Source organism: Pseudomonas protegens, assembly GCF_003732485.1.
Lineage (GTDB): Bacteria > Pseudomonadota > Gammaproteobacteria > Pseudomonadales > Pseudomonadaceae > Aquipseudomonas > Aquipseudomonas protegens_B.
Window position 1 is genome coordinate 1 of the sequence record NZ_MOAK01000077.1, and the last position, 917, is coordinate 917.

General features: G+C 63.7%; 2 protein-coding genes. Both read right to left on the bottom strand.

The genetic code is table 11. From position 1 onward, the window contains the following. The coding region (locus BLX41_RS20435; protein WP_123726355.1) for a GDP-mannose 4,6-dehydratase at positions 1–289 on the bottom strand (289 nt) is incomplete at its 3' end. Beyond that, a partial coding sequence (locus tag BLX41_RS20440) for a UDP binding domain-containing protein (RefSeq protein ID WP_148059702.1) occupies positions 286–917 on the bottom strand: 632 nt, incomplete at its 5' end. The genes BLX41_RS20440 and BLX41_RS20435, both read right to left, overlap by 4 nt.

The window sequence follows — 917 nt, forward strand, 5'->3', positions numbered from 1 at the left end:
GATTTTCCAGGGAGTAGCGCACCCCGGCCTGGGCGGCGAGGTTGATCACCACCTGGGGCCGGATCTCGGCGAACAGCCGTTCCAGGCCTTCGCTGTCCGCCAGGTCCAGGCGCTGCAGGGGGAAGTGTCCCACTTGCTGTTCGACCCAGCGCACCCGGTCGCGTTTGAGCTGGGGATCGTAGTAGTCGTTGAAATTATCCAGTCCGCTGACCTGATGCCCATCCTTGAGCAAGCGCAGTGCGGTATGGGCGCCGATGAAACCGGCGGCCCCGGTGATCAGGATATTCATGCGCGCAGCGCCTCCGGTACGCGATAGGGCAGGCCGATGCTCAGGTAATGCAGGCCGGCATCCGCTGCCTGTTGCGGGTTGTACAGGTTGCGGCCATCGACGATCAGGCGATCGTTGAGGGTGTCGTGCAGCAGCTTGAAGTCCACCACGCGAAAGGCTTTCCACTCGGTGCAGATCACCAGGGCGTCAGCGCCTTGCAGGGTGTCGTCACGGGTTGCGCACAGCTGCAGGTCGTCGCGGTAGCCGTACAGCCGTCGGCATTCGGTCATGGCTTCCGGGTCGTAGGCATGGACCTTGGCCCCGGCCTGCCACAGCGCTTCCATCAGGTAGCGGCTGGTGGCTTCGCGCATGTCATCGGTGTTGGGCTTGAAGGCCAGCCCCCACAAGGCAATGACCTTGTCCTTGAGGTTGTCCCCCAAGTGCGCCTTGAGCTTGCGAAACAGCACATGGCGCTGCTGTTCATTGACGTCACGCACGGTCTTGAGCATATGCGGCTCCAGCCCGTGGCTTTCTGCGGTATGGATCAGTGCCCGCAGGTCCTTGGGGAAGCACGAGCCGCCGAAACCGGCGCCGGGGTAGATGAAGTGGTAGCCGATGCGCGGATCGGCGCCGATGCCCTTGCGCACGG